Origin of the sequence: Streptomyces sp. NPDC001678, assembly GCF_042892945.1 — a bacterium.
Taxonomy (GTDB): Bacteria; Actinomycetota; Actinomycetes; order Streptomycetales; family Streptomycetaceae; genus Streptomyces.
On sequence record NZ_JBIAUP010000004.1, the window covers coordinates 81,065 to 103,577 of the forward strand.

Consider the following 22,513-nt stretch of genomic DNA (forward strand, 5'->3'; position numbering starts at 1 on the left):
GAGCAGCCCTGGAGGCCCCCATGTCCGCACTCGACTCGTTCATCGCAGGGCTCCCCAAAGCGGAGTTGCACGTGCACCACGTGGGATCGGCCTCCCCTCGCATCGTCGCCGAGCTGGCGGCCCGGCACCCCGACTCCCCCGTGCCCACGGACCCCGAGGCGCTCGCCGACTTCTTCACCTTCCGCGACTTCGCGCACTTCATCCAGGTCTACCTCTCCGTCGTCGACCTGATCCGCGACGCCGAGGACGTCCGGCTGCTGACCTTCGAGGTCGCCCGTGACATGGCCCGGCAGAACATCCGCTACGCCGAACTGACCGTCACCCCCTACAGCTCCACCAAGCGCGGCATCCCCGACGTCGCCTTCCTGGAGGCCATCGAGGACGCCCGCAAGGCCGCGGAGTCGGAGCTGGGCGTGGTGCTGCGCTGGTGCTTCGACATCCCCGGCGAGGCGGGCCTGGAGGCGGCCGAGGAGACGGCCCGGATCGCCTGCGACCTGGGGGCCGACGGCCTGGTCTCCTTCGGGCTCGGCGGGCCCGAGATCGGTGTGCCCCGGCCGCAGTTCAAGCCCTACTTCGACCGGGCGATCGCCGCCGGCCTCCACAGCGTGCCGCACGCCGGCGAGACCACCGGGCCGCAGACCGTCTGGGACGCGCTCACCGAGCTGCGCGCCGAGCGCATCGGCCACGGCACCAGCGCCCCGCAGGACCCGAGGCTGCTGGCCCACCTCGCCGAGCGCCGTATCCCGCTGGAGGTCTGCCCCACCTCCAACCTGGCCACCCGCGCGGTGACCGACCTGGAGCGGCACCCCATCAAGGAGATGGTCGCCGCCGGTGTGCTGGTGACCGTCAACAGCGACGACCCACCCATGTTCGGCACGGACCTCAACACCGAGTACGCGGTCGCGGCCCGGCTGCTGGACCTGGACGCCCGGGGCGTCGCCGCGCTCGCCAAGAACGCCGTGGAGGCGTCGTTCATGGACCAGGCGGGCAAGGCCGCGCTGACCGCCGAGATCGAGGCGTACACCGCCGCCTGGCGGGGCTGACGCGGGCGTGGGGCCGGGGTTCCGGGCGGGCGCCGCGCCCGCCCCCGGCCGCCGTGCCGGACGCCCCGCGCGCCCGTCACAATGAGGCCCATGGTCTCCACGGACTCCGCCGCCCCGCGCACCCCGGCCGCCTGCGTCGCCGTCGCCCACCGCGGCGACCCGTACGTCCACCGCGAGAACACCCTGCCCTCGATCCGCTCCGCGCTGGGGGCGGGCGCGGCCGCGGTGGAGATCGACGTCCGGCTGACCGCCGACGGGGTGCCCGTCCTGCTGCACGACGCGACGCTGGGGCGGCTGTGGGGCCACGAGCGGGCCCTCGCCGCGGTGTCGGCGGCCGAGCTGCGGGGGCTGACCGGGGGCGGGGTGCCGACGCTGGCCGAGACGCTGGACGCCACGGCGGAGGACCACGGGGCGCGGCTGTTCGTCGACCTGCCGGACCCGTCGGCGGCGGGCGCGGCCGTCGCCGAGGTCCGGTCCGCCGGCGCCGGGGACCGGGTCTACTACTGCGGCTCCCCCGCCGCCATGCTCGCCGTCCGGCGGGCCGACCCGGACGCCGAGATCGCGCTGACGTGGACCACGCTCGCCCCGCCGCGCCCGGCGCTGCTCGCCGAGGTGCGCCCGCACTGGCTCAACTACCGCTTCGGGCTGGTGAGCGAGGAGCTCGTCGCCCGCGACCACGCGGCGGGCTTCCTCGTCTCGGCCTGGACCGCCGACACCCGGTGGACCATGCGCCGGCTGCTGCGCGCGGGCGTGGACTCGATCACCACCAACCGCGTGGGCACCCTGCGCTCGCTGCTGCCGGGCCGCGGCTGAGGGCTCAGAGCCCGACGATCTCGTTCCACTCCTTGGTGAAGGCGGGGCGCTCCTTGGGCGTCATGTCGCGGGCGGTCGAGAGCCGCCCGCGCATGTCCTCGGTGGGGAAGACCAGCGGGTTCTCGGCGAGCTGGGCGAGTTCCTTCTCCTTGGAGGAGGCGAGGACCTCGCGCGCGGCCGGCACCGGGCAGACGTAGTTGACCGCCACGGCCAGCTTGGCCGCGACCTCCGGCTGGTAGTAGTAGTCGATGAGCCGTTCCGCGTTGCGCTTGTGGGCGGCGAGGTTGGGGATCATCAGGCTCTCGGCCCACAGCTCGGCGCCCTCCTGCGGGACGACGAACTCGATGTCGGGGTTGTCGGCCTGGAGCTGGATGATGTCGCCGGAGTAGGCCTGGCAGGCCAGGACGTCGCCGGAGGAGAGGTCCTTGATGTAGTCGTTGCCGGTGAAGCGGCGGATGTGGCGCTTGCGGACCAGGGTGCGCAGCTGGTCCGTCATCCGGTGGAAGTCGTCGGCGGTCCAGCGGGTGACGTCGGCGCCGTTGCCCAGCATCAGCAGCGCGAACGCCTCGTCCATGCCGGCGAGCAGGGTGACCTTGCCGCGCAGGTCGTCGGCCCACAGGTCGGAGGTGTGGCGGATCTCGCGGCCGAGCTTCTTGCGGTTGTAGGCGATGCCGGTGATCCCGGACTGCCAGGGGACGGTGTGGAGCCGGCCGGGGTCGAAGGACGGCTTGCGCAGCAGCGGGTCGAGCTCACGGGCGACGTGGGGCTGGGCCGCCCGGTCCATCGTCTGGACCCAGCCCAGGCGGACGTAGCGGGAGGCCATCCAGTCGCTGACGACGATGATGTCCCGGCCGGTGCTCTGGTGGTTCATCAGAGCGGGGCTGATCTTGCCGAAGAACTCGTCGTTGTCGTTGATCTCCTCGGTGTACTTCACCGAGATGCCGGTGCTCTTCTCGAAGGCGTCGAGGGTGGGCCGCCGCTCCGGGTGCTTCTCGTCGGTGTCGATGTAGAGCGGCCAGTTGGCGAAGGCGAGCCGGTGGTCGCGCTCGGAGCGGTCCTGGGCGGACCGGTCGCGCGGGGCGACGTACGCGGCGGGGACCCCGCATCCGGCGAGTGCTGCGGCCCCGGCGCCGGCGCCCAGCGCGCGCAGCAGGGTACGGCGGGACAGGGGCTTCACGGGCGTCTCGCATTCAAAGGACGTGCGGGGCGGGTGGGGGGCCGGTCGGCCGGGCGTCGATGATACGCGCACACGCGTACGGAACGTACGCGTGTGCGCGACCCCGCTCCCGCGGGCCGGGCTCAGCCCAGCGACGTCATGACGTGCTTGATGCGGGTGTAGTCCTCGAAGCCGTAGGCGGAGAGGTCCTTGCCGTAGCCGGACTTCTTGAAGCCGCCGTGGGGCATCTCGGCGACCAGCGGGATGTGGGTGTTGATCCACACGCAGCCGAAGTCGAGGGCCTTGGACATCCGCATCGCCCGGCCGTGGTCCTTGGTCCACACCGAGGAGGCCAGGGCGTACTCGACGCCGTTGGCGTAGGCGACGGCCTGCTCCTCGTCCGTGAAGGACTGGACGGTGATCACGGGGCCGAAGACCTCGTGCTGGACGATCTCGTCGTCCTGCTTGAGGCCGGAGACGACGGTCGGGGCGTAGAAGTAGCCCTTCTCGCCGACCCGGTGGCCGCCGGCCTCGACCTTGGCGTGGGCGGGGAGCCGCTCGATGAAGCCGGTCACCTGCTTGAGCTGGTTGGCGTTGTTGAGCGGGCCGTAGAGGACGTCCTCGTCGTCGGGCTGCCCGGTCTTGGTGTCGGCGGCGGCCTTGGCGAGGGCGGTGACGAACTCGTCGTGGACGGACTCGTGGACGAGCACGCGGGTGGCGGCCGTACAGTCCTGGCCGGCGTTGAAGTAGCCGGCGACGGCGATCTCCTCGACGGCCTTGGCGATGTCGGCGTCCTCGAAGACCACGACGGGGGCCTTGCCGCCGAGCTCCAGGTGGACGCGCTTGAGGTCGCGGGAGGCGGACTCGGCGACCTGCATGCCCGCGCGGACGGAGCCGGTGATGGAGGCCATGGCGGGCACCTTGTGCTCGACCATCAGCCGGCCGGTCTCGCGGTCGCCGCAGATGACGTTGAAGACGCCCTTGGGGTGGCCCAGCTCCTCCAGGACCCCGCCGATGATCTCGGCGAGGAGGACGGTGGAGGCGGGGGTGGTGTCGGAGGGCTTGAGGACGACGGTGTTGCCCGCGGCGAGCGCCGGGGCGAACTTCCACACGGCCATCATCATCGGGTAGTTCCACGGCGCGACCTGCGCGCAGACGCCGACGGGCTCCCGGCGGACGATGGAGGTCATCCCCTCCATGTACTCACCGGCGGAGCGGCCCTCCAGCAGCCGGGCGGCGCCCGCGAAGAACCGGATCTGGTCGACCATCGGGGGGAGCTCTTCGCTGCGGGTGAGCCCGAGCGGCTTGCCCGTGTTCTCCGACTCGGCGGCGATCAGTTCCTCGGCGCGCGCCTCGAAGGCGTCGGCGATCTTGAGCAGGACCTTCTGGCGCTCCCCGGGCACCAGGTCGCGCCAGGCGGGGAAGGCGGCCTCGGCGGCGGCCATGGCGGCGTCCACGTCGGCTGCGCCGGACAGCGGGGCGGTGGCGTACGCCTCTCCCGTGGCCGGATTGATGACCTCGGTGGTCCGCCCGTCGGCGGCGTCGCGGAACTCGCCGGCGATGTAGTTGCGCAGGCGGCGCAGCTCGGTGGTCACGATGTGCCACCCCTTCTGTCGGATGTCCGATCGGTGAGACGCCCAGCCTAGTCACTGAGGTGACGCTTTCGGCAGACCCATCAGGCATGAACAACGGAATCAGTGTTTCCACCACCATTCGGCAACGGATTTCATCGCCCAGGGGTTGTCACACCACCGAGTCCTCATGCACAGTGGGGATGTGGCCACTCGTAACCCCGAAGCGAAGAACCTGACCAGCGCACAGCCGGTCGACGCCGTCTCCCTGGCGATCATCGAGCAGCTCCAGGAGGACGGGCGCCGCCCCTACGCGGCGATCGGCAAGGCGGTGGGACTGTCCGAGGCGGCGGTCCGCCAGCGTGTGCAGAAGCTGCTCGACCAGGGCGTGATGCAGATCGTCGCCGTCACCGACCCGCTCACCGTGGGGCTGCGGCGCCAGGCCATGATCGGCATCAATGTCGAGGGGGACCTCGACCCGGTCGCGGACGCCCTGACCGCGATGGACGAAGTGGAGTACGTGGTCGTGACCGCGGGCTCCTTCGATCTCCTCATCGAGATCGTCTGCGAGGACGACGACCATCTCCTCGAAACGATCAACAAGCGGGTCCGGACCCTGCCCGGGGTCCGCTCCACGGAGAGCTTCGTCTACCTCAAGCTCCGCAAGCAGACCTACACATGGGGAACCCGATAGCCGTGAGCAAGGACCTCAGCAGGACGGCGTACGACCACCTGTGGATGCACTTCACCCGCATGTCGTCGTACGAGAACGCCCCCGTGCCCACCATCGTGCGCGGCGAGGGCACCTACATCTACGACGACAAGGGCAAGCGCTACCTCGACGGTCTCGCCGGCCTGTTCACGGTCCAGGCGGGCCACGGCCGCGCCGAGCTCGCCGAGGCGGCGAGCAAGCAGGCGCAGGAGCTGGCCTACTTCCCGGTGTGGAGCTACGCCCACCCCAAGGCCGTCGAGCTGGCGGAGCGACTGGCGCACTACGCCCCCGGGGACCTGAACAAGGTCTTCTTCACCACCGGCGGCGGCGAGGCCGTGGAGACCGCCTGGAAGCTGGCGAAGCAGTACCACAAGCTCACCGGCAACCCCACCAAGTACAAGGTGATATCCCGGAACGTCGCCTACCACGGCACCCCGCAGGGCGCCCTGGCCATCACCGGGCTGCCCGCCCTGAAGGCGCCCTTCGAGCCCCTGGTGCCCGGCGCGCACAAGGTGCCCAACACCAACATCTACCGGGCGCCCGTCCACGGCGACGACCCGGAGGCCTTCGGCCGCTGGGCCGCCGACCAGATCGAGCAGCAGATCCTGTTCGAGGGCGCGGACACCGTGGCCGCCGTCTTCCTGGAGCCCGTGCAGAACGCGGGCGGCTGCTTCCCGCCCCCGCCCGGCTACTTCCGGCGGGTCCGCGAGATCTGCGACCGGTACGACGTGCTGCTGGTCTCCGACGAGGTCATCTGCTCCTTCGGCCGGCTGGGCACCATGTTCGGCTGCGAGAAGTTCGGCTACGTGCCGGACATCATCACCTGTGCCAAGGGCATGACGTCGGGCTACTCCCCCATCGGCGCGGCGATCGTCTCCGACCGGATCGCGGAGCCCTTCTTCAAGGGCTCCCACACCTTCCTCCACGGCTACACCTTCGGCGGCCACCCGGTCTCCGCGGCCGTGGCACTGGCCAACCTCGACATCTTCGAGCGCGAGGGCCTCAACCAGCACGTGCTGGGCCACGAGGCCGCCTTCCACGCGACCCTCTCCAAGCTCCACGACCTGCCGATCGTCGGCGACGTCCGCGGCAACGGCTTCTTCTACGGCATCGAGCTGGTGAAGGACAAAGCCACCAAGGAGACCTTCAGCGGCGAGGAGTGCGAGCGCCTGCTGTACGGCTTCGTGTCCAAGAAGCTCTTCGAGAACGGCCTGTACTGCCGGGCCGACGACCGCGGTGACCCGGTCGTCCAGCTGGCCCCGCCGCTGATCTCCGGCCAGTCGACGTTCGACGAGATCGAGCAGATCCTGCGCGGCGTCCTCACGGAGGCCTGGACGAAGATCTGACCGAATCCCGCCCCCCGTCACGGCCCACGCCGGCGCACCCCTCCCGCGCCGCCGTGGGCCGCGGCACGCGCGCGTGGCCGACGGCGCGCCTCCCGCGCGTTAACCGTGATACCGCCGCGCAAACCTCGTCGTATGAGCCCGATGGGAGGAAAGTGAGGCACTAAAGCGCCGAGCCTGGACGGAGGCTAGGATCCCGGTTCCGTACGGTGCCAGTGACCCAATGGCCTCCGGTTCGTTCACCCGGACAGGGGAACGAACCCTCTCAGCGACCCGAGGTGCTCGATATGGTGGCCCCGCCGGACAACGACGTGCTCTGGGCACGCGGCCTGCACTACTCCTACAGCGGTTCCCCCGCCCTCGCCGGGGTGTCCATCGGGGTCCGGGAGGGCGAGATCCTCGCCGTGACCGGACCACGCGGCTGCGGCAAGACCACCCTCCTCAAATGCCTGTCCGGCCAACTCCTGGCCGACCCCGGCGAGGTGTGGTTCAACAGCGCCCCCGTGCACACCCTCTCCCGCTCCGCCCGCGAGCGACTGCGCCGCGACCGCTTCGGCTGGATCGACAGCGAACCGCACCTGGTCCCCGAGCTGACGGGCTGGGAGAACGCCGCCCTGCCGCTGCTGGTGCGCGGCACCGGCCACCGCACGGCCAAGCAGACCGCCACCGAGTGGCTCGAACGCCTCGACGTGGGCGACTGCGCCCGCAAACGCCCCCAGGCGCTCACCCAGGCCCAGCGCCAGCGCGTCGCCATCGCCCGGGCCCTGGCCGCCGAACCCACCGTGGTCTTCGCCGACGAGCCGACCGCCCCGCTGCACGCCGCCGACCGCGCCCAGGTGCTGCGCACGCTCACCACGGCCGCCCGCTCCCACCAGATCACCGTCGTCCTGGCCACCCTCGACGACGAGAGCGCGGCCCTCGCCGACCGCACCGTCGCCCTCGTCGACGGCCGCCGGGGCGGCGCGATCCCGGCACCCGAGGCGACCGACGGGGAGGGCAGGGCCGCGTGCTCAGTCTCCGCCTAGCGCGCGGCGCCCACCCGCTCGTCCTCCTGCGGCGGCTGCTGGTCGCCGTCGCCTCCTCCGGCGCCGGCTTCCTGCTGCTGTGCTCCCTGGGCTACGCGGTGGCCCACCCCAACGCCACGGAACAGTCGCTGGTGCGGCTGCTGTGGTGCGCGGTGCCCGTGGCCGCCGTCACCCAGTTCGCCGTCACCGTGGCCCGCAGCGACCCGGCGACCCGACCCCGCGACGGACTCGACGCCATCGGCTTCGGCCCCGTCCGCCTCTCCCTCCTCGCCGCCACCTCGACGGCCCTGTCCTGCGGCCTCGGCAGCGCCGCCGCCCTGCTGGTCTACCTCGAACTGCGCGGCGACCTCGGCGGCACCCCCCTGAGCGGCACGGCCTCCGGACTGCTCGACGGGGACGCCGCCCTGCCCTGGGCCGCGACGCTCACCCTGCTCGGGCTGCTCCCCGCGCTGGCGGCGGGCGCGTGCGCCATCGCACTGCGCCCGCGCAAGGAGCGCGCCGCAGGCGCGTCCACAGCCGCCTCCACGGCCTCGGCGCCCGCCCCCGCCAAGGACGACCGCCGAGGCCACGCGGGCCTCCCCTGGGGCGTGGCGACCATCGCCTGCGGCCTCGCCCTGGAGGCGTACGTGGGACACGCCCCGGCCCCCGCGCCGGACAGCCTGCTGGCCCTGCCGGGCCAGGACGGCGGCACCTCCCCCGGGCTGATGGGCGGCTGGCTGCTCGCCTCCCTCGGCCTGGTGCTGGCCGGCCCCGGCCTCACCCACTGGAGCGGCACCCTGCTCTCGGCCGGGCGGCCCGGCCCGATGCGGCTGCTCGCCGGCCGGATACTCCAGGACACGGCGAACCGGCTCGGACGGCCCCTCGGGGTGCTGTGCGCGGTGGCCGCGGGCACGCTCGCGGCCGTCGAACTGTACGGCGCGGCCTGGGAGCGGTCGGGCCCCCGCCCGTTCGGGCCGCTCACGGGGCTGGGCGCGGCCGTGGTGATGGCCTGTGTGACGGCCACCGCCGTCACCGCCGCCATCGACACCCGGCACTCCCGCGCCGAGACCACCGCGGCGCTGCTGCGGCTGGGCATCCCCGCCTCCCTGCTGCGCGGTGCGGCGGCCGTCCGCACGGGCGTCCTGCTGATCGTCCTCGCCCCGCTCACCTGGGTCATCGCCGAACTGACGGCACTGCCGCTCACCCGGTCTTGACCAGTTCTTGACCGAAGGCAACTCCGGCGCCGAAATTCACGTCTGCTCAGAAGTACGTCTGCTTCCTGAGCACGACGGCTTTCAGGCGAACGGAGCTACTGGTGATCATCGGCCTTGTCACGGCTGTCGCGGCCTCTGCGTGTTACGGCACAGGATCGGTCCTTCAGGCCGTGGGGTCCCGGAAATCGGCCCGGCAGGAGGCCGCGACGGCGTCCTCCACGGCCACCACCCAGCACGGCGGGCCCAGCCTGTCCTCCACCGCGAAGGCCGCGGTGACCTGGGAGTTCATGGTCGGCACGGTCCTGGACTTCATAGGCTTCGCCCTTGGCGCCCTCGCCGCCCGGATGCTGCCGCTGTTCCTCTCCCAGACCGTCATCAGCGCCAACCTGATCGTCACCGCGCTGCTGAGCATCAAGCTGCTCGGCATCAAGCTCAACCGCAGGGAGTGGATGTCGATCGGCGTGGTCTGCTCCGCCCTGGTGCTGCTGGCGACCGCCGCCGGCCACGAGGGCAGCGGCGACGCCGCGCGCTCCACCCACTGGTGGCTGCTCGCCATCTCCGTCGTCCTGATGGGCGGCGGCTGGATCGCCGTCCACTTCCTCGGCTCCCGGGCCGCGATCCTCGCCGGCCTGCTCTCCGGCCTCGGCTTCGGCGCGATCGGCGTGGGCGTCCGCATCCTCGACGGCATCGACCCCTTCGACCTGCCCACCCTCCTCGCCGACCCGGCCCTCTACGCCATCCTCATCTCCGGCTCCGTCGGCATGTACCTCCACACCGTCGCCCTCCAGATCGGCTCCGTCAACGGCGCCACGGCGGCCCTCGTCGTCGGTGAGACGGTCCTGCCGGGCATCATCGGCGTCCTGTGGCTGGGCGACACGTCCCGCGAGGGATTCGCGTGGATGGCCATCCTCGGCTTCCTCCTGGCCGTGGCGGGCGCGGTGGCGGTGGCGTGGTTCGGCGAACCGGACAGCCATGCGGCTGGGCTTCCGGAGACGGAGAAGCCGGCGCCGGAGCCGGCTCCCGTTCCGCGCTGACGCGCGGTGTCCTCAAACGCCGGACGGGCTGGATTTATCCAGCCCGTCCGGCGTTTGAGGACCGGGGGTCCGGGGGCGGAGCCCCGGGAAACGGTGAAAGGGCGGGTCAGGGGAGAACAACGACCTCGTCCACCACGAAGGCGGCACCCACCCGGTCGCCCACCCCCGGCGCCCCACCGAGCGGGCATGTCGCCTCGAGCTCCGGACCGTCGGCAGGCCGGAGCCGCACCACGACGTGGTCCCCCCGGAACGTCCGGGCGACCACCTCGCACGGCAACCCGTCCGCCGCCCCCACGAGCCGCACCCCCGCCGGCCGCACCAGCACCGCGCACTCCCCCGGCTCCGTCCCCTCCGGCACGGGAAGCACGCCCCACACCGTCTCCGCCCGCTCACCCGTGACCGTCGCCGGAACGACGTTGTCAAAACCCAGAAAACGCGCCACGAACTCGGACGCCGGCCGCCGCCACACCTCCAGCGGCGTACCCGCCTGTGCGATCCGCCCGTCGCGCATCACCACCACCCGGTCGGCGAGCGCGAACGCCTCGCCCTGGTCGTGGGTGACGGCCAGCACCGTCGTCCCCAGCCGCCCGAACAGCCCGCGCAGCTCCACCACGAGCCGCTCGCGCAGGCCCCGGTCGAGCTGCCCCAGCGGCTCGTCGAGCATCAGCAGCCGGGGCTGGGGCGCCAGCGCCCGCGCCAGCGCGACCCGCTGTTGCTCACCGCCCGACAGCGCCCCCACGGCCCGCTTCTGCGCGCCCGGCAGCCCCACCAGGTCGAGCAGCTCGGCCACCCGCCGCTCGGACTCGGCCCGCCCGGCCCCCCGTACGCGCAGCCCGAAGGCCACGTTCCCGACGACGTCCCGCTGGGGGAAGAGCTGGTGGTCCTGGAACATCAGGCCCACCCCGCGCCGGTGCGGGGGCACCCCGCTCTGGTCGCGCCCGCCGAGCAGCACCCGCCCGGCGGCGGCCGGCTGGAGGCCGGCCACCACGCGCAGCAGCGTCGACTTGCCGCTGCCGCTGGGGCCGAGCACGCACACGGTCTCGTGGTCGGCGACGTCGAGGTCCACCGCGTCCAGCACCGCGCGCTCGCCGAAGCGGACGGTCACGCCTTCGAGGCGAAGCATCAGAACTCTCCCGTACGGTCGGTGCGCACACGCTCCAGCACCAGCAGCGCCGCGGCGCACACCAGCATGAGGATCGTGCTGAGGGCCATCGCCTGCCCGTAGTTCAGCTCGCCGGGGCGGCCCAGCAGCCGGGCCACGGCCACCGGCAGGGTGGGGTTGTCGGGGCGGGCGATGAAGACGGTGGCGCCGAACTCGCCCAGCGACACCGCGAACGCGAAGCCCGCCGCGATGCCCAGGGCCCGGCCCACCAGCGGCAGGTCCACCTCCCGCCAGGCCCGCAGCGGGGACGCGCCGAGCACCGCCGCCGCCTCCCGCAGCCGGGTGTCGACCGCGCGCAGCACGGGCAGCACGGTGCGGACGACGAAGGGCACGCCCACCAGCGCCTGGGCCAGCGGCACCAGGATCCACGAGGTGCGCAGGTCCAGCGGCGGCTCGTCCAGGGCGATCAGGAAGCCGAAGCCGACGGTGACGGCGGAGGTGCCCAGCGGCAGCATCAGCAGCGCGTCGAACCCACGGACGAGCCTGCCCTCGCGCCGGGTGAGGGCCGCGGCCGCGAGGCCGCCGACGACGACCGCGATGGCGGTGGCGGCGAGCGCGTAGGTGAGCGAGTTGCCGATGGTGTCGAGCGCGGCGACGGTGAAGGTGCCGCCGCCCGCGCCCGCCGAGGTGAGCGCCCGGTAGGAGGCGAGGCCGTAGCCGTCGGGGCCCTCGAAGGAGCGCAGGACGAGCACCCCCAGCGGCAGCAGCACCAGCAGCGCGATGACGGCGAGGACGGAGATGAGCAGCGCCCACTGGCCGGCGCCGCGCGGGCGGTGGGCGGTGCGGGAGGCGTCCACCAGCCGCAGCGTCGCCTCGCGGCGCCGTACGGTCCGGGCGTGCACGGCCAGCAGCGCGGCCACGACCACGAACTGCAGCAGGGTGAGGACGGCGGCCGTGGGCAGGTCGAGGAGCTGCGCGGTCCGCTGGTAGATCTCCACCTCCAGCGTGGCGTAGCGGGGTCCGCCCAGGATCTGGACGACGCCGAAGGAGGTGAAGGTGAAGAGGAAGACCATGAGGGCGGCGGCGGCCACGGCGGGGCCGAGCGCGGGCAGGGTCACCCGGCGCCAGGCGGCGAGGCGGCCGGCGCCGAGGACGCGTGCCGCCTCCTCCTGGCGGGGGTCGAGCTGGGCCCACAGCCCGCCGACGGTCCGCACGACCACGGCGTAGTTGAAGAAGACGTGGGCGAGGAGGATCGCCCAGACCGTGGTGTCCAGGCGGACGCCCCACAGCTCGTCCAGCAGCCCGCCGCGGCCCACGAGCGCCAGGAACGCCGAGCCGGCGACGACGGTCGGCAGCACGAACGGGATCGTGACGACGGCCCGGAGCAGCCGTTTGCCGGGGAAGTCCAGGCGCGCGAAGACGTAGGCGCCGGGCAGGGCCAGCAGGAGGGTGAGGGCGGTGGAGGCGGCCGCCTGCCAGAGCGTGAACCACAGGACGTCGCGGATGCCCGGGTCGGTGAGCACCTCGCCCACGCGGGCGAGCTGCCACCGGCCGCCGTCCGTGAGGCCGCGGGTGACGATCGAGGCGACGGGGTAGGCGAAGAAGACGCCGAAGAAGGCGAGCGGCACGGCCATCAGGCCGAGCCGCGTCGCCGTCCGGCGGACGCCGGTGGCCCGCCCCTCCGCCGCCTCGGCCGCGGTCGCTCCGGTTGGTTCGGTTACTTCAGGACGAGCGAGGACCATTCCTTGACCCACTGGTCGCGATTCTTGGCGATCTTCTCCGGGGCAAGGGTCTGCGGGTCGGGGACCTGCGCTCCGTACCGGGTGAAGATCTCGGGCAGCTTGGCGTCCTTGACGACCGGCTTGACGTACATCTGGAGGGGCATGTCCTCCTGGAACGTCCGGCTCAGCATGAAGTCGATCAGGGCCTTGCCGCCCTCGGTGTTCTTCGCGCCCTTGAGCAGGCCGGCGAACTCGGTCTGCCGGAAGCAGGTGCCGGTCGCGACGCCGGTCGGGCCCTCCTTGGGCAGCGGGTTCGCGCCGGCGACCTCGGCGGGCGGGCTGGAGGCGTAGGAGACGACGAGGGGCTTGTCGCCCTTGGCCTTCCTGCCGCCGGCGGAGCCGGAGAAGCGCTCGTTGTAGGCCTGCTCCCAGCCGTCGACGACCTCGACGCCATTGGCCTTCAGCTTGGTCCAGTAGTCCTTCCAGCCGTTGTCGCCGTACTTGGCGGCGGTCGCGAGCTGGAAGGCGAGGCCGGGCGAGGAGGTGGCGGCGTTCTCGGTGACGAGGAGGTTCTTGTACTCCGGCTTGATCAGGTCGTCGAGCGTCTTCGGCGGGTCCATCTTGTGGTCGGCGAAGTACGCACGGTCGTAGTTGACGCAGATCTCGCCGGTGTCGACGGGCGTGACGCGGTGCCCGTCGGCGTCGGCCTGGAACTCCTTGGGGACCCCGGCCAGGCCCTTGGCCTCGTAGGCGGTGAACAGGCCGTTGTCGAGGGCCCGGGAGAGCAGGGTGTTGTCGACGCCGAAGAAGACGTCGCCCTGCGGGTGGCTCTTGGAGAGGATCGCCTGGTTGACGGCCCGGCCGGCGTCGCCGCCCTTGACGACCTTGACCTTGTAGCCGGTCTGCTTGGTGAATTCCTGGAGCACGGAGTCCGAGGCGACGAACGAGTCGTGCGAGACGAGGGTGACGGTCTTGCCGCCCGACGCCTCACCGCCCTTGTCGCCGGAGCCGCCGCAGGCGGCGAGCGCGGGAAGGCCGAGGGCGGCGACGGCCGTCGCCACGACGGCACGCCGAAGACTGGTGTTCATGGTGGTGCTGACTCCCTACGCCGGTACTAACCGGATCAGGTCCGAGGGTCTGCGGGCCGTGCCGCACTCTCAGCGCCCTGGGCGCTCCCCTGTCGGATTGTTCATTTGTACGAAAGGCACCGTATCAGTGCCGACCGGTCTCCCCGGCCGGCACCGATACGGCTCAGCGCTCGGTGGCGGCCAGCTGGCCGCAGGCGCCGTCGATCTCCTGGCCGCGGGTGTCCCGTACGGTCACGGGCACGCCGTGGGCGGCGATGGCCTCGACGAAGGCCCGCTCGTCCTCCGGACGGGACGCCGTCCACTTGGACCCGGGGGTGGGGTTGAGCGGGATCAGGTTGACGTGCACCCGCTTGCCCTTGAGGAGCCGGCCGAGCAGGTCGCCACGCCAGGCCTGGTCGTTGATGTCGCGGATCAGGGCGTACTCGATGGAGATCCGGCGGCCGGACTTCTCCGCGTACTCCCAGGCGGCGTCGAGGACCTCACGGACCTTCCAGCGGGTGTTGACCGGCACCAGGGTGTCGCGCAGCTCGTCGTCGGGCGCGTGCAGCGAGACCGCGAGACGGCACTTGAAGCCCTCGTCGGCGAACCGGTGCATGGCCGGGACCAGGCCGACCGTGGAGACGGTGATCCCGCGCTGGGACAGGCCCAGGCCGTCCGGCTCCGGGTCGGTCAGCCGGCGGATGGCGCCGACGACGCGCTTGTAGTTGGCCAGCGGCTCGCCCATGCCCATGAAGACGATGTTGGACAGCCGTGCCGGGCCGCCGGGCACCTCGCCGTCGCGCAGGGCGCGCATGCCGTCGACGATCTGGTGGACGATCTCGGCGGTGGACAGATTGCGGTCCAGCCCGGCCTGGCCGGTGGCGCAGAACGGGCAGTTCATACCGCAGCCCGCCTGGGAGCTGATGCACATGGTGACCCGGTCCGGGTAGCGCATCAGGACGGACTCGACGAGCTTGCCGTCGTGCAGCCGCCAGAGGGTCTTGCGGGTGGTGTCGTCGTCGCACGAGATGTGCCGCACCACGCTCATCAGGTCCGGCAGCAGCTCACCGGCGAGCTTCTCGCGGGCCGCCGCCGGGATGTCCGTCCACTGCGCCGGGTCGTGGGCGTAGCGGGCGAAGTAGTGCTGGGACAGCTGCTTGGCGCGGAACGGCTTCTCGCCGATCGCGGCGACGGCCTCGCGGCGCTCGGCGGGGCTGAGGTCGGCGAGGTGCCGCGGGGGCAGCTTGGCTCCGCGGGGGGCGACGAAAGTGAGTTCTCCGGGTGCAGGCATGGTCCCACCAGTGTCGCAGACATACGGAGGGGGCCCGCCGTCCTGTGGACGACGGACCCCTCACGTATCGAACACCTACCGAAAACCCCAGGTCAGAGGCGTTCGGACATCAGGAGCCGACGAACGCCACCATCAGCAGCCAGACCACCGGCGCGGTCGGCAGCAGCGAGTCCAGCCGGTCCATGCTGCGTCCGATGTGCGGCTACCGCCGCGTGGCGCCGTGGCCTCAGCCGCTCCCCACGAACGCCACCATCAGCAACCAGACCACCGGTGCCGTCGGCAGCAGCGAGTCCAGCCGGTCCATGATCCCGCCGTGGCCGGGGAGCAGGGCACCCATGTCCTTGATCCCCAGATCCCGCTTGATCATGGATTCACCGAGGTCGCCGAGCGTGGCGCTGACCGCCACCGCGAGGCCCAGCAGCAGGCCCTGCCACCACGCCCCGTCGTCGATCAGCAGCTGCATGCACAGCGCGCCCGCCACCATCGCGAACAGCACCGCGCCCATCAGGCCCTCGCGGGTCTTGCCGGGGCTGATGCGCGGCGCGAGCTTGTGCCGGCCGAACCGCCAGCCCACCGCGTACGCCCCGGTGTCGCTGACGACCGTCAGGATCAGGAACGTCAGCACCCGCCAGGCGCCGTCCTCCGCGGCCAGCATCAGCGCCACGAACGTGGCGAGGAAGGGCACGTAGAACGCCGCGAAGATGCCGGCCGTGACGTCCTTGAGGTAGTCGTCCGGCGCCTCCGTCATCCGCCAGACGAGCACGGCGAGCGCGGTGAAGGCCATGGCCACCCACGCGCCCTCGGCGCCGTTGACATAGCCGGCGACGATCATCGCGGCACCGCCGATGGCCAGCGGCACCAAGGGGGCCTTGATGTTCTTCCGCTCGGCGAGCCGGGAGGTCAGCTCCCACAGCCCGACCACCACGGCGATCACGATCACGCCGAGGAAGACGGGCTTGTAGACGAACAGGGAGGCGAGGATCACCGCACCGAGGCCGACCCCCACCCCTATCGCGGCACGCAGATCACGCCCCGCGCTCTTCTTCGCCGGGGGTCCCTGTGGGGCGGCGGGCTCCTGCGGCCGGATGTCGGGCTCCTGTTCATCGCGGAACAGGGGGCCACCGATGTGGGCGGCCCCCTGGTCACGGTCGGCTCCGTCGTCCTGGTATCCGCCTGCTCCGGGCACAATGGGCATGGGCCGAGTCTGCGCCGCGTCGCCCGCGACGTGCAGAGGACCCGCCGATGGGGGCACCTCCCGGCCGTAGCCGGGGGAGGTCCCTTGGCCGGTGGACCCCCAGTGGCCGGCGCGCGGCGGGGCTCCCCAGGATGCGTCGTTCATCAGACCTCGAGCAGCTCGGATTCCTTGTGCTTGAGCAGCTCGTCCACCTGCGCGACATACTTCGCGGTGGTGTCGTCGAGCTCCTTCTCCGCGCGGCGGACCTCGTCCTCGCCGGACTCCTTGTCCTTGACGAGCTTGTCGAGGGCGTCCTTGGCCTTGCGGCGGATGGAGCGGATCGAGACCTTGGCGTCCTCGGCCTTGGTCTTGGCGACCTTGACGAACTCACGGCGCCGCTGCTCGGTGAGCTCGGGGAAGTTCACCCGGATGATGTTGCCGTCATTGCTCGGGTTGACGCCCAGGTCCGAGTCGCGGATGGCCTGCTCGATGTTGCGCAGCGCGCTCTTGTCGAACGGGGTCACCACGGCCATGCGCGGCTCGGGCACCGAGAACGACGCCAGCTGATTGATGGGCGTCAGCGCGCCGTAGTAGTCGGCCACGATCTTGTTGAACATCGCCGGGTGCGCACGCCCGGTGCGGATCGCCGCGAAGTCCTCCTTGGCGACCACAACGGCCTTCTCCATCTTCTCCTCGGCCTCGAGGAGGATCTCTTCGATCACCACTTGCTCCTGGTGTTATCAGTAAGCAGAGCCTCGCCCCTGCGCGCGTCTTCTCCTGCACGGTGTCCGACCGGCAGGCAGTTGTCCATCCCCGTGCCGAGGTCTTCCCCCGGCGCGGTGTTGCCGTCCATGGCGGGGGCGGCCGATTCCTCGGCCGCCCGGCGCGGACGGCTTACGGGCCTTGTCAGTCCCGCGTGCCCTGGTCGCTCACGAGCGTGCCGATCTTCTCACCCTTGACCGCGCGGGCGATGTTGCCCGCCGCGAGCAGCTCGAAGACGAGGATCGGCAGCTTGTTGTCCATGCACAGGCTGATCGCGGTGGCGTCGGCGACCTTGAGGCCGCGAGCCAGCACCTCGCTGTACTCGAGGGCGTCGAACTTCACCGCGTCGGGGTTCTTCTTGGGGTCGGAGTCGTAGACCCCGTCAACGCCGTTCTTGCCCATGAGGATCGCCTCGGCGTGGATCTCCAGGGCGCGCTGGGCGGCGGTGGTGTCGGTGGAGAAGTAGGGCATGCCCATGCCCGCGCCGAAGATCACGACGCGGCCCTTCTCCAGGTGACGCACGGCGCGCAGCGGGATGAACGGCTCGGCGACCTGGCCCATGGTGATACCGGTCTGGACCCGGGTCTCGACGCCTTCCTTGGCCAGGAAGTCCTGGAGGGCGAGGCTGTTCATCACGGTGCCGAGCATGCCCATGTAGTCCGAGCGGGCACGGTCCATGCCGCGCTGCTGGAGCTCGGCGCCGCGGAAGAAGTTTCCGCCGCCGATGACCACGGCGATCTCGTAGCCCTCGCGGACCACGGCCGCGATCTCGCGGGCGATGGCGTGCACGACATCGGGGTCGACGCCGAGTCCACCGCCGCCGGCGAAGGCCTCACCTGACAGTTTCAGCAGGAACCGACGGCGTTTGCCCTGGTCGGTGCCGGTGTCACCGGCGGCCTGCGTGGCGTCCGCGCCCTGATTCATTGGAGTTCTCCTCGTGCACATACGAAGAAGGCCACTGCCGGATGGATCCTTTCGGTTCCCTCTGCGGCAATGGCCTCCTCGTCACATCAGCGGCCGGCCGGTGGGCGGCCGACTGCGTACGACCCTAGCGGGTCGCGGGTCATTCGCTGCCCTGCGGGCGGCTCAGGCGCCGACGCGGATGCGGGCGAAGCGCTTCAGCGTGACGCCGGCCTCGTCCAGGATCTTCTGGACGGTCTTCTTGTTGTCCTTGGCGAAGGGCTGGTCCAGCAGGACCTGCTCCTTGAAGAAGCCGGTGACGCGACCCTCGACGATCTTCGGCAGGGCGGCCTCGGGCTTGCCCTCCTCGCGAGCGGTGGCCTCGGCGACGCGACGCTCGTTCTCCACCGTCTCGGCCGGGATGGCGTCACGGGAGAGGAACTTCGGCGCGAAGGCGGCGATGTGCTGCGCGACGTCCTTGGCGACCTCGGCGTTGTCCTTGTCCAGCTCGACCAGGACACCGACCTGCGGGGGCAGGTCCGCGGCGGTGCGGTGCATGTAGGCGTAGACCTTGCCGTCGGCGAAGTGCGCGAAGCGGTCCACGACGATCTTCTCACCGAGGGTGGCGTTGGCCTCGTCCACGAACGCCTGGACGGTCTTGCCGGCCTCGATCTCGGAGGCCATGAGGGCCTCGACGTCGGCCGGGGCGACCTTGGCGATGTGGGCGGCCAGGGCGTCGGCGACGGTGATGAACTTCTCACCCTTGGCGACGAAGTCCGTCTCGCACTTCAGCTCGACGATGACACCGGAGGTGTTGTCGTCGGCGATGAGGGAGGCGACGGCGCCGTTCTCGGTGGTGCGGCTCTCGCGCTTGGCCACGCCCTTCAGGCCCTTGACGCGGACGATCTCGATGGCCTTCTCGAGGTTGCCCTCGGCCTCGTCGAGCGCCTTCTTGCAGTCCATCATGCCGGCGCCGGTCTGCTCACGGAGCTTCTTGACGTCAGCGGCGGTGTAGTTCGCCATCCTTCAATCCTTCTCGTCACTGCGCCCCGCCGTGCCACCCGGGCATCCGGCAGGGCTGGTCCGTCTTGAGGTCACCACACCTGTCGGCTCCCGTCCCGCTGACGGGGTCCGACAGTGGATCCGCCGGATGACGGCGGGGGCGCGACGCCCCCGCCGTCATCCGGTACGGCAAGGCGTCAGGCCTGCTCGGCGTCCGCGGCCGGCTTCTCGGCCTCGGCGGCCGGCTCAGCGGCGGCCTCGGCGGCCGGCTCGTCGGCCTTCTTCTCGCCCTCGAGCAGGTCGCGCTCCCACTCGGCCAGCGGCTCGCCGGCGGCCTTGTCGGCCTTGACGTCACCGGTGGCGGCACCGGAGCGGGCGATGAGGCCCTCGGCGACGGCGTCGGCGATCACGCGGGTGAGCAGGGTGACGGAGCGGATGGCGTCGTCGTTGCCCGGGATCTTGTAGTCGACCTCGTCGGGGTCGCAGTTGGTGTCGAGGATGGCGACAACCGGGATGCGGAGCTTGCGCGCCTCACCGACGGCGATGTGCTCCTTCTTGGTGTCCACGACCCAGACGGCGCTCGGCACCTTCTGCATCTCGCGGATACCGCCGAGGGTCTTCTCCAGCTTGGCCTTCTCGCGGGAGAGGACCAGGAGCTCCTTCTTGGTGAGGCCGGAGGCGGCCACGTCCTCGAAGTCGATGAGCTCGAGCTCCTTCAGGCGCTGGAGGCGCTTGTAGACGGTCGAGAAGTTGGTGAGCATGCCGCCCAGCCAGCGCTGGTTGACGTAGGGCATGCCGACGCGCGTCGCCTGCTCGGCGATGGCCTCCTGGGCCTGCTTCTTCGTACCGACGAACATGATGGAGCCGCCGTGCGCGACGGTCTCCTTGACGAACTCGTAGGCGCGGTCGATGTACGACAGCGACTGGAGCAGGTCGATGATGTAGATGCCGTTGCGCTCCGTGAAGATGAAACGCTTCATCTTCGGGTTCCAACGACGGGTCTGGTGACCGAAGTGGACGCCGCTCTCCAGCAGCTCCCGCATCGTGACGACGGCCATGGCCGCGCTCCTTGAAATACTCGGTTCCACGACGGCCGGGCGGCCGCCGCTCCTGACGCCCCGACGCGCCTGCCGCGAACGAATCCCTTGCGAGGAGCCGTTTCACGGACCGAGAGACACGGCCACCGTGCTGCCCGAGAGGGTCTGACGCGTCAGTGGCGGGGCGTGCGAAGTCGACCCGGTGACCCGGATCGCCATGAGAAGTGTACGGGACCGGAGAACCCCCGGGTGACGGCGTTGTCCACAACCCGCGAGTAGTCCACAGATCCCGTTCAAGATCCCCACGGTCCGCCGGCCCCCGCCATGGTTACTCCATGCGACGACCCGAGCTCTCTCCCGGATTCTCCGCCCGACTGCGCGGCACGGCCCGACGGGCACTCGCGCTCTGCGCTCCCGCGGCCCCGATCACGCTCCTGATCGTGGCTCTGACCTGTGCGACAGCCGTGTCCGGACCCGCTCCCCCGGCCCCCGCTCCCCCGTCCTCCGGACCACCGGGACCATCGGGGCCCTCAGGCCCCGGAGGCGACCGGTCCTGGCCCGTGGCGGGCGCCCGGGGCGCCCGGCCCCTGGTCCTACGGGCCTGGGAACCGCCCCCGGCACGCTGGGCGGCGGGCCACCGGGGCGTCGATCTCGCGGCCGGGCCCGGCCGGCCGGTCCGCGCGGCCACCCCGGGGCGGATCTCCTTCGCCGGCCAGATCGCGGGGCGAGGAGTGGTGTCGGTGGAGCTCGCCCCCACCCTGCGGACCACATACGAGCCCGTAAGGGCGACGGTCCACGAAGGGGACCATGTCAGCGCCGGGCAGACGATCGGCGTCCTGGAGGCAGGATCGGCCCACTGCCCGGGCCATGGCTGTCTCCACTGGGGCCTGCGTCGCGGGGAGGACTACCTCGACCCGCTGACCCTCCTGCCCCCATGGATGCTGCGCCGCGCCCCGTCCCGGCTGTGGCCGGTGGCGGGAGCGCTCGGCGCGTTCTCGGCCGCCTCAGCCGCCTCAGCCGCAGACGCCCCGCAGGGCCATGGCGACGGCCGCCTCCGTGATCCGGTCCGGCTCCTCCGCCGCGCCGAGCTCGATACGGCGCACCGCCGCGTCGACGACTCCCTGGAGGAGCATGGCCGCCAGCCGGGGCTGGTCGTGGCCGAGGGCCTCCAGCGCCTCGACGACCATGGCGATCAGACCGCCGTGGGCAGCACGGATCTTCTCCCGGGCGCCGGCGTCCAGCTCGCCCGCGGAGATGGCGACCACGGCCCGGTGGCGGCGGTCGCCGACGAGCGACAGCTGCTGCCGCACATATGCCTCGATCTTCCCCCCGGGCGTGTCGGCGCGCTCCATGGCGGCCTCGACCTCCGCCGCCCAGACGGGGAAGTCCACGGCGCACAGCTCTTCGACGACGGCGGCGCGGGAGCGGAAGTACTCGTAGACCGAGGACCGCGCGAGCCCGGTGCGCTCGGCCAGGGCGGGGAAGGTCAGGGCCTCCGTCCCGCCTTCGGACAGCAAGGAGCGCGCGGCGTCCAGGAGGGCGCCGCGCTGCATCGTCCGGTGCTCGGCCACTGAGGCCGCTCGAATCCTGGGCACGGTCCCACTTTACGGACACGCCGCGTCGGGGACGACGTTGGAGGGACGATTCAGCGTCCGACGTCCGCCAGCTTGGCCCTCAACTGGAGGACGGACTTCGTGTGGATCTGGCTGACCCTGCTCTCGGTGACCCCGAGCACGTGACCGATCTCGGCGAGGGTGAGTCCCTCGTAGTAGTAGAGGGTGACCACGGTCTTCTCCCGGTCGGGGAGGGTGTTGATCGCCCGGGCCAGCAGCCGGCGCAGTTCGTGGTCCTCGGCCACCTCGACGGGGTCGTCGGCCGCGGTGTCCTCCAGGGTGTCCATCAGGCTGAGCCGGTCGCCGCCCTCGCCGCCGACGTGCAGCAGCTCCTCCAGGGCCACCACATTGGCCAGCGACAACTGACTGAAGACGGAGTGGAGTTCCTCCAGGGAGATGTCCATCTCGGCCGCGACCTCCGCTTCGGAGGGGGTACGGCGCAGGGCGGCTTCCAGGGTGGCGTAGGCGCGCTCCACGGCACGGGCCTTCTGCCGGACCGAACGGGGGATCCAGTCCAGGGCCCGCAGTTCGTCGATCATGGCGCCCCGGATGCGGGTGATCGCATAGGTCTCGAACTTGATGGAGCGGGTGGGGTCGAACTTCTCGATGGCGTCGATCAGGCCGAAGATCCCGGAGGAGACGAAGTCGGCCTGCTCGACATTGGGCGGCAGCCCGACGCTGACGCGGCCCGCCACGTACTTCACCAGGGGTGAGTAGTGGAGGATCAGTTGCTCCCGCAGCCGGTCGTCGCCCGAGGCCTTGTACGACCGCCACAGCTCGTCGAGCGTCGAGGGTGCGGGAGGGCGCACGGCGCCGCGCGCTGCGGGCGGTGCCGCCGCGCGGTCGGACCCGGAGGTGTGCTGGGGCATTCGTCGTTTTGAGCCGTTCTGCTGTGACTTGGATCGGGTGGTACGAATGGCTGGATTCTGTGAGCGTAGCGTGACCGTGGCGCTG

At 71.5% G+C, this 22,513-nt stretch carries 20 protein-coding genes, 1 pseudogene and 1 riboswitch; of the genes and pseudogenes, 8 read left to right on the forward strand and 13 right to left on the reverse strand.

The window, feature by feature from the left end; translation table 11 throughout:
- Window positions 1-20 precede the first annotated feature (20 nt).
- Window positions 21-1,043, forward strand: coding sequence for an adenosine deaminase (locus ACFYZR_RS09735; RefSeq protein ID WP_391907515.1), 1,023 nt, complete (start codon window positions 21-23; stop codon window positions 1,041-1,043).
- Window positions 1,044-1,133: 90 nt separating this feature from the next.
- The gene (locus ACFYZR_RS09740; RefSeq protein WP_391907518.1) at window positions 1,134-1,856 is read left to right on the forward strand and encodes a glycerophosphodiester phosphodiesterase; all 723 of its coding nucleotides are present in this window, start codon (window positions 1,134-1,136) and stop codon (window positions 1,854-1,856) included.
- Window positions 1,857-1,860: 4 nt separating this feature from the next.
- On the opposite strand, the gene ACFYZR_RS09745 is transcribed toward ACFYZR_RS09740, so the two are convergent.
- Window positions 1,861-3,024 carry a spermidine/putrescine ABC transporter substrate-binding protein gene (locus ACFYZR_RS09745; protein ID WP_391908524.1) on the reverse strand — a complete coding sequence of 388 codons (1,164 nt, stop codon included), beginning with the start codon at window positions 3,022-3,024 and terminating at the stop codon, window positions 1,861-1,863.
- A 131-nt stretch (window positions 3,025-3,155) separates the two neighbouring features.
- Window positions 3,156-4,607, reverse strand: a complete 1,452-nt coding sequence (locus tag ACFYZR_RS09750) for a gamma-aminobutyraldehyde dehydrogenase (RefSeq protein ID WP_391907521.1) — start codon at window positions 4,605-4,607, stop codon at window positions 3,156-3,158.
- Window positions 4,608-4,773: 166 nt separating this feature from the next.
- On the opposite strand from ACFYZR_RS09750, the gene ACFYZR_RS09755 reads away from it, so the two are divergent.
- From ACFYZR_RS09755 to ACFYZR_RS09775, 5 genes are all read left to right on the forward strand, one after another.
- Window positions 4,774-5,277 carry an Lrp/AsnC family transcriptional regulator gene (locus ACFYZR_RS09755; protein ID WP_311614053.1) on the forward strand — a complete coding sequence of 168 codons (504 nt, stop codon included), beginning with the start codon at window positions 4,774-4,776 and terminating at the stop codon, window positions 5,275-5,277.
- Complete coding sequence (locus ACFYZR_RS09760; protein WP_391907524.1) at window positions 5,262-6,641, forward strand: aspartate aminotransferase family protein; 1,380 nt, start codon at window positions 5,262-5,264, stop codon at window positions 6,639-6,641. The genes ACFYZR_RS09755 and ACFYZR_RS09760 overlap by 16 nt, the downstream gene beginning before the upstream one ends.
- Window positions 6,642-6,925: 284 nt before the next feature.
- On the forward strand, window positions 6,926-7,663 hold the full coding sequence (locus ACFYZR_RS09765; RefSeq protein WP_391907525.1) for an ABC transporter ATP-binding protein: 738 nt from the start codon (window positions 6,926-6,928) through the stop codon (window positions 7,661-7,663).
- Window positions 7,645-8,856, forward strand: a complete 1,212-nt coding sequence (locus ACFYZR_RS09770) for a hypothetical protein (RefSeq protein ID WP_391907528.1) — start codon at window positions 7,645-7,647, stop codon at window positions 8,854-8,856. Before ACFYZR_RS09765 ends, ACFYZR_RS09770 begins: the two co-directional genes overlap by 19 nt.
- Window positions 8,857-8,957: 101 nt before the next feature.
- Window positions 8,958-9,890: a hypothetical protein gene (locus ACFYZR_RS09775; RefSeq protein ID WP_391907531.1), complete on the forward strand. Its 933-nt coding sequence runs from the start codon at window positions 8,958-8,960 to the stop codon at window positions 9,888-9,890.
- Between the two features lie 106 nt (window positions 9,891-9,996).
- Here ACFYZR_RS09775 and ACFYZR_RS09780 read toward each other — a convergent pair whose 3' ends face one another.
- The 9 genes from ACFYZR_RS09780 to rpsB form a co-directional block, all read right to left on the reverse strand.
- A complete protein-coding gene (locus ACFYZR_RS09780; RefSeq protein WP_391907534.1) occupies window positions 9,997-11,013 on the reverse strand; it encodes an ABC transporter ATP-binding protein in 1,017 nt (338 codons plus the stop codon).
- Window positions 11,013-12,626 carry an ABC transporter permease gene (locus tag ACFYZR_RS09785; protein ID WP_391908527.1) on the reverse strand — a complete coding sequence of 538 codons (1,614 nt, stop codon included), beginning with the start codon at window positions 12,624-12,626 and terminating at the stop codon, window positions 11,013-11,015. Before ACFYZR_RS09785 ends, ACFYZR_RS09780 begins: the two co-directional genes overlap by 1 nt.
- A gap of 83 nt (window positions 12,627-12,709) precedes the next feature.
- Complete coding sequence (locus ACFYZR_RS09790; protein ID WP_391907537.1) at window positions 12,710-13,801, reverse strand: thiamine ABC transporter substrate binding subunit; 1,092 nt, start codon at window positions 13,799-13,801, stop codon at window positions 12,710-12,712.
- Window positions 13,797-13,902, reverse strand: a riboswitch (TPP riboswitch). It overlaps the preceding gene by 5 nt.
- A 62-nt stretch (window positions 13,903-13,964) precedes the next feature.
- Window positions 13,965-15,071, reverse strand: coding sequence for a 23S rRNA (adenine(2503)-C(2))-methyltransferase RlmN (gene rlmN, locus ACFYZR_RS09795; RefSeq protein WP_229349131.1), 1,107 nt, complete (start codon window positions 15,069-15,071; stop codon window positions 13,965-13,967).
- Window positions 15,072-15,297: 226 nt separating this feature from the next.
- Window positions 15,298-16,410: a phosphatidate cytidylyltransferase gene (locus ACFYZR_RS09800; RefSeq protein ID WP_391907543.1), complete on the reverse strand. Its 1,113-nt coding sequence runs from the start codon at window positions 16,408-16,410 to the stop codon at window positions 15,298-15,300.
- Window positions 16,410-16,967 (reverse strand): ribosome recycling factor, encoded by a 558-nt coding sequence (frr, locus tag ACFYZR_RS09805; RefSeq protein ID WP_229349127.1) that lies wholly within the window; start codon window positions 16,965-16,967, stop codon window positions 16,410-16,412. Before frr ends, ACFYZR_RS09800 begins: the two co-directional genes overlap by 1 nt.
- A gap of 184 nt (window positions 16,968-17,151) precedes the next feature.
- Entirely contained in the window at window positions 17,152-17,931 is a 780-nt protein-coding gene (pyrH, locus tag ACFYZR_RS09810; RefSeq protein WP_391907547.1) for a UMP kinase, read from the reverse strand.
- Window positions 17,932-18,093: 162 nt separating this feature from the next.
- Window positions 18,094-18,930 (reverse strand): translation elongation factor Ts, encoded by an 837-nt coding sequence (tsf, locus tag ACFYZR_RS09815; RefSeq protein WP_391907550.1) that lies wholly within the window; start codon window positions 18,928-18,930, stop codon window positions 18,094-18,096.
- A gap of 176 nt (window positions 18,931-19,106) precedes the next feature.
- Window positions 19,107-19,967, reverse strand: a complete 861-nt coding sequence (gene rpsB, locus ACFYZR_RS09820) for a 30S ribosomal protein S2 (RefSeq protein ID WP_391907553.1) — start codon at window positions 19,965-19,967, stop codon at window positions 19,107-19,109.
- 314 nt (window positions 19,968-20,281) lie between these two features.
- Between rpsB and ACFYZR_RS09825 the strand changes: the two are divergent.
- Window positions 20,282-20,803 (forward strand): annotated as a pseudogene (locus tag ACFYZR_RS09825) (peptidoglycan DD-metalloendopeptidase family protein); the annotation flags it as partial.
- Window positions 20,804-20,959: 156 nt separating this feature from the next.
- Here ACFYZR_RS09825 and ACFYZR_RS09830 read toward each other — a convergent pair.
- Both ACFYZR_RS09830 and whiG read right to left on the reverse strand, forming a co-directional pair.
- A complete protein-coding gene (locus ACFYZR_RS09830; RefSeq protein ID WP_391908530.1) occupies window positions 20,960-21,517 on the reverse strand; it encodes a TetR/AcrR family transcriptional regulator in 558 nt (185 codons plus the stop codon).
- Between the two features lie 74 nt (window positions 21,518-21,591).
- Window positions 21,592-22,428, reverse strand: coding sequence for an RNA polymerase sigma factor WhiG (whiG, locus tag ACFYZR_RS09835; RefSeq protein ID WP_229349119.1), 837 nt, complete (start codon window positions 22,426-22,428; stop codon window positions 21,592-21,594).
- Between the last annotated feature and the right edge of the window lie 85 nt (window positions 22,429-22,513).